At 42.7% G+C, this 4,401-nt stretch carries 5 protein-coding genes and 1 pseudogene; 1 reads left to right on the top strand and 5 read right to left on the bottom strand.

Features of this window, described 5'->3' with window-relative positions; all coding sequences use genetic code 11:
• Nucleotides 1–38: 38 nt before the first annotated feature.
• The 5 genes from ectA to ehuB are packed head-to-tail and all read right to left on the bottom strand — an operon-like array spanning nt 39 to nt 3,647.
• Entirely contained in the window at nt 39–569 is a 531-nt protein-coding gene (gene ectA, locus AC1DUA_RS25465) for a diaminobutyrate acetyltransferase (RefSeq protein ID WP_477502426.1), read from the bottom strand.
• A gap of 18 nt (nt 570–587) precedes the next feature.
• Nucleotides 588–1,406, bottom strand: coding sequence for an ectoine/hydroxyectoine ABC transporter ATP-binding protein EhuA (gene ehuA / locus AC1DUA_RS25460; RefSeq protein WP_477502425.1), 819 nt, complete (start codon nt 1,404–1,406; stop codon nt 588–590).
• A gap of 17 nt (nt 1,407–1,423) precedes the next feature.
• A complete protein-coding gene (gene ehuD / locus AC1DUA_RS25455; RefSeq protein ID WP_477502424.1) occupies nt 1,424–2,077 on the bottom strand; it encodes an ectoine/hydroxyectoine ABC transporter permease subunit EhuD in 654 nt (217 codons plus the stop codon).
• The gene (gene ehuC / locus AC1DUA_RS25450) at nt 2,078–2,740 is read right to left on the bottom strand and encodes an ectoine/hydroxyectoine ABC transporter permease subunit EhuC (RefSeq protein ID WP_477502423.1); all 663 of its coding nucleotides are present in this window, start codon (nt 2,738–2,740) and stop codon (nt 2,078–2,080) included. It abuts the gene before it with no gap.
• Between the two features lie 4 nt (nt 2,741–2,744).
• Nucleotides 2,745–3,647, bottom strand: coding sequence for an ectoine/hydroxyectoine ABC transporter substrate-binding protein EhuB (gene ehuB, locus AC1DUA_RS25445; RefSeq protein WP_477502422.1), 903 nt, complete (start codon nt 3,645–3,647; stop codon nt 2,745–2,747).
• A gap of 361 nt (nt 3,648–4,008) precedes the next feature.
• Here ehuB and AC1DUA_RS25440 point away from each other — a divergent pair.
• A pseudogene (locus tag AC1DUA_RS25440) lies at nt 4,009–4,401 on the top strand (cation:proton antiporter domain-containing protein); the annotation flags it as partial.

Raw genomic sequence — 4,401 nt, 5'->3', positions numbered from 1 at the left:
GTTTACGGGGATCCAATACTTTCATTCAATATTACCTCCTAAGACGATTTTGTCTTCGTTGCTAACGTTATTACACTTTTTGAAATGGACCCAATTCTGACTAACTGTTCGTTTTCATGCTTATTCTCTGGGAATAAATTCGATGGAAATCCTTCAGCTTTAATGATAGGTGCATGCAATGCTTGAGCCAATTTTGCAAATAAACGAATAGAAGCTGCATTGTTGGGAGAAATAGTTGTTTCTATGTACCGGACGTTTGAACAGCATTCACTGGTAATTAATTTCCAGAGGAGAGATTCAGCAACCCCTTTCCCTCTATGTTCAGATGAAACGGCTATTTGCCAAACAAATAATACGTCTGGTTTCGATTGATGAATGAATGCAGTAACAAAACCCACGACGTCGCCATCCTTCTCTGCAACCCAGCAGGTTTCAGAAAAGTACTGACACAGCATAATGTAGCAGTAGGTGGAGTTTACATCCAGCTTCTTGCTGTCTACCGCCGTTTGCCAGATGTACTGGCCATCATCCGGGCTAACTTGTCGGAATTGTAGACTATGTGATTTCAATTGAGTTATGCCCTCCTTCTATTCGATGGATGTGGAGGCTTGCTGAATGCCTCCCATAAACCAGGTTTGACGAAAGCGGCTGAGAAAGGATTGCAGCCTTGGGCTTTGCGGATTTTCGAAAATTTGCTCTGGGGGGCCTTCCTCCACAATCTTGCCTCCATCTGTGAAAAGAATACGATCGGCAATATCTCTTGCAAAGTCCATTTCATGAGTTATCAACATCATCGCCATGTCACCTTGTGCGGCAAGATCCTTAATTACTGTGAGCACCTCTCCCACTAATTCAGGATCAAGTGCCGATGTTGCCTCGTCGAATAGCATAATCTTGGGCTGCATCACAACCGCTCTTGCAATGGCAACACGCTGTTTTTGTCCCCCAGATAATCGGGATGGATACTCATTGACCTTATCTGCCAACCCCACTTTTTCGAGCATCTCAATGGCTCTTGCTTCTGCCTCGTCACGATTCATGCCGAGGACATGAATCGGTGCTTCCGTCACGTTCCTCAAAATTGTCATATGAGGAAACAAATTAAAGTGTTGAAACACCATACCGATTTTACTTCGCAAGCTATGTAGATGCTGTTCAGTGGCAGGGATAATCTTACCTTTGACCTCTTGATGCCACAGCAAGTCACCATCTACTTCAATGGTTCCTGAGGTCGGATTTTCGAGCGTCATAAGCATTCTGGCCAAGGTTGTTTTCCCTGAGCCGCTTGGTCCAATCACTGCTACCTTTTCTCCTTGGAAGATATCCAGATCGATATTGTTCAATACTTGTACAGACCCGTATGATTTACTAATTCCTCGATACTTAACAATGGGGACTTGTTGCATGTGATCACCCCTTAACTCTATTTTCTTTGGAAGCGTCTCTCCAGTCCTCTTACAAGTAGTGATGATGGATAGCTAAGTAATAAAAACAACAAACCGACAAGCGTGAAAGCTTCTATGTAACGAAACGACCCAGAACCAATTGCTTTGGCAGTCTGTAACAACTCCACAAGTGTGATAGCAGAGAGAATCGGCGTTTCCTTGAACATGGTGATCAGATAATTGCCCATCATAGGAATAATCGGCGGAAGCGCTTGTGGGAGAATAATGTTCGTCCAGGTTTGTCTTGCGCTAAAATTCAATGCTCTTGAAGCTTCCCACTGCCCCTTCGGCACAGCTTCAATACCGGAACGATAAACTTCCGACATATAGGTGCTATAGTGCACGCCAAGTCCGATGACTCCCGTGATTAATGGCGACAATGCAATTCCGTAAATGGGAAGCGCATAGAATAGAACGAACAGTTGAACGAGGAGCGGTGTACTGCGAATAAACTCCATTCCCCCAAATGCCACTTTCGACACTACGATGTTCTTAGATCTGCGGGCAAGAGCCAGCGGAAGCCCTAACAAACAGGCTGTCAGAAACCCTAAAAGCGTTGCTATAATCGTAATTGGCAGAACCTTTACCAGTTCAGGTAATATGTGAAATGCATATTCCCAGTCCCATTTCATCTAGCCACGCCCCCTAACTGCCCTTCGCTCGAAATAGCGAAGAATGAGCGTTAACGAGTAGGATAAAAGGAAATATAGAATTAACATCATGGTGAATATTTCAGCTGTCATTGAGCTGTCAAACGTACGAAGCACCATGCCTTGGTAGGTTAGATCCATGAGTGTAATCAGGTAGACAAGTGAAGTTCCTTTCAGAAGTTCAATTTGTAAATTACCGAAAGACGGCAGCATAAGAATAATGGCTTGTGGCAGAAGTATACGACGCATTCTTAATCTTTGGTTCATATTTAAAGCAATTGCTGCTTCATATTGGCCTTTAGGTACAGCGAGTATCGAGCTTCGTACAATTTCAGAACCATATGCACCATAATTTAGGCCTAGTGCTAATATGGCAGCAAGCATAGCCGAGATTTGGATGTCTAATAGGATCGGAAGCGCAAAATAAAGCCAAAATAGCTGAACAAGCAGCGAAGTCCCACGAAAAATTTCAATATAGACCGTTGCAATGAACCTTACATACGCGTGCCTTGATAGACGCATTAGCCCTGCAGCAAACGATATGACTGCTGACAATACAATTGCAAACAAAGTAATTTCGAGCGTAACCAATGCGCCCCTCACGAGTGTGGGGAAAAAGGCAATTGCTGCTATCCAATGATTCATCAATTTACTTCATGGACAGCTGTTCCGCCGTCATCTCTCCTGGCAATTCTTGCTCCGTAAATCCAAAAGGTTTTAAAATTTCTAACAATTGCCCGGACTTTTTCAACTTATCAAGTTCAATATTGAACGCTTCTCTAAATGTTGTATCCTCCTTGCGAAACGCAGCTGCTCCATACCCCCGTACACTTTTTCCGTCCAATTCCGGTTGTTTGAAGTCTTTGACGCGTTCTAGTTTGTTATCTTTGGCAGAATCTAACATCGCCTGCAAAGAAGGTCCTGTCATAGTGACAGCATCCACACGTCCTGCCTGTAGAGCTGAAATTGCTGATGGCTGATCCGGCACAGTAACAATCTGATCCTTCGCGATGTTCGATTTCGTTAAGTAATCATTTTCGATAGCACCGACCATCACAGCTACCTTAGCCTTCTTGTTCGAAGCGATATCTGCATAACTATGTAAATTCTGAGGATTTCCTTGTTTAACGGCAATCGCTTCACCGATGCTGTACTCCGGATTTGCAAATGCCACTTCTTTGCTTCGTTCTGGATTTATGAACATACCTGCTGTAATGATATCAAAACGCTTTGCTTTTAGTCCCGGTATGAGAGAACCGAACTCTGTCAGCACACCATTCATTTCATTAATACCCATGTTCTTGAGTACTACTCTTGCGACTTCCACAGCCTCACCGGTTAATTTTCCATCTGGTGTAGCGTAAGCGTATGGGTTCTCATTAGCAAATCCAACAGTAATAAATCCTTCCTTCTTTGCCTTCTCTAAAGTGCTTTCCTGAGTCGTTGGCTTTTCATCGCTTGTCTTTGTTTGGCTGGCTGTGCTTTGGGAACCGCAACCTACCACAATAATCACCAACAGCAAACAAAGTGAGTACGAAAACAACTTTTTCATTCGAAAACTCCTTTTCCCTTAATTTCGAGGCCTCAAATAAAGTGTAACATGATCCGCATTGTATCACACCCTTCGTTATCAGGACTCAGCGCTCTTAAGGCCCACTCTCCCTCCCTGAGAGTAAATAAGCGAATAGATGCAAGAAAAACCTCCCATATCCACCAAAATGCTTAATTATACGCAATATTCAAATAAAATGGCTAATCATGCGATAATGAATACCAATAGTACTAATCACGTGATTTATATGATTTTGTTTGTATAATTGAATGTTTTTAGCTAAAATTAACTGAAACTGGACAAATTCGGGATAATTATTATTCACTGAAGATCTTCCATTTCAAACGCGGGAGGTTCCCAAATGGAACATGGTAACGGCTCTTTAGGAAGTCTCATTCTCGTTGTTACAATCTCATTTATAATCCCGATTATGCTCTATCAGCTGCGTCTAAGAGTTGTCCCCGTCGTTGTTGCTGAAATTATTGCAGGTCTTATCATTGGAAAAAGCGGTTTCAATCTGGTCGGAAATGATCCATGGGTAGAATTACTTTCACTTCTTGGTTTTATCTACTTGATGTTTCTAAGCGGCGTAGAAATCGACTTTCGTACATTCACTTGGCGTCGTTGTGCCTGTTTTGAAAGAACGAATAATGCTCAATACCAAATTAGGTCAAACGTTGTTATTGGTTACTGTTCTCGCTGATTTTTTCACGATGATACTGCTGGCTTTCTACGTAAGCTTTCTGTCCAGCAA

The organism is Paenibacillus sp. 01T422, from assembly GCF_056398785.1.
This window is presented reverse-complemented; position numbering and strand designations above follow the sequence as displayed.

Coding starts and splice junctions, on each gene's coding strand:
- ehuD (WP_477502424.1), bottom strand. CDS start 2,077: ATGAAATGGGACTGGGAATATGCATTTCACATATTACCTGAACTGGTA.
- ehuA (WP_477502425.1), bottom strand. CDS start 1,406: ATGCAACAAGTCCCCATTGTTAAGTATCGAGGAATTAGTAAATCATAC.
- ehuB (WP_477502422.1), bottom strand. CDS start 3,647: ATGAAAAAGTTGTTTTCGTACTCACTTTGTTTGCTGTTGGTGATTATT.
- ehuC (WP_477502423.1), bottom strand. CDS start 2,740: ATGAATCATTGGATAGCAGCAATTGCCTTTTTCCCCACACTCGTGAGG.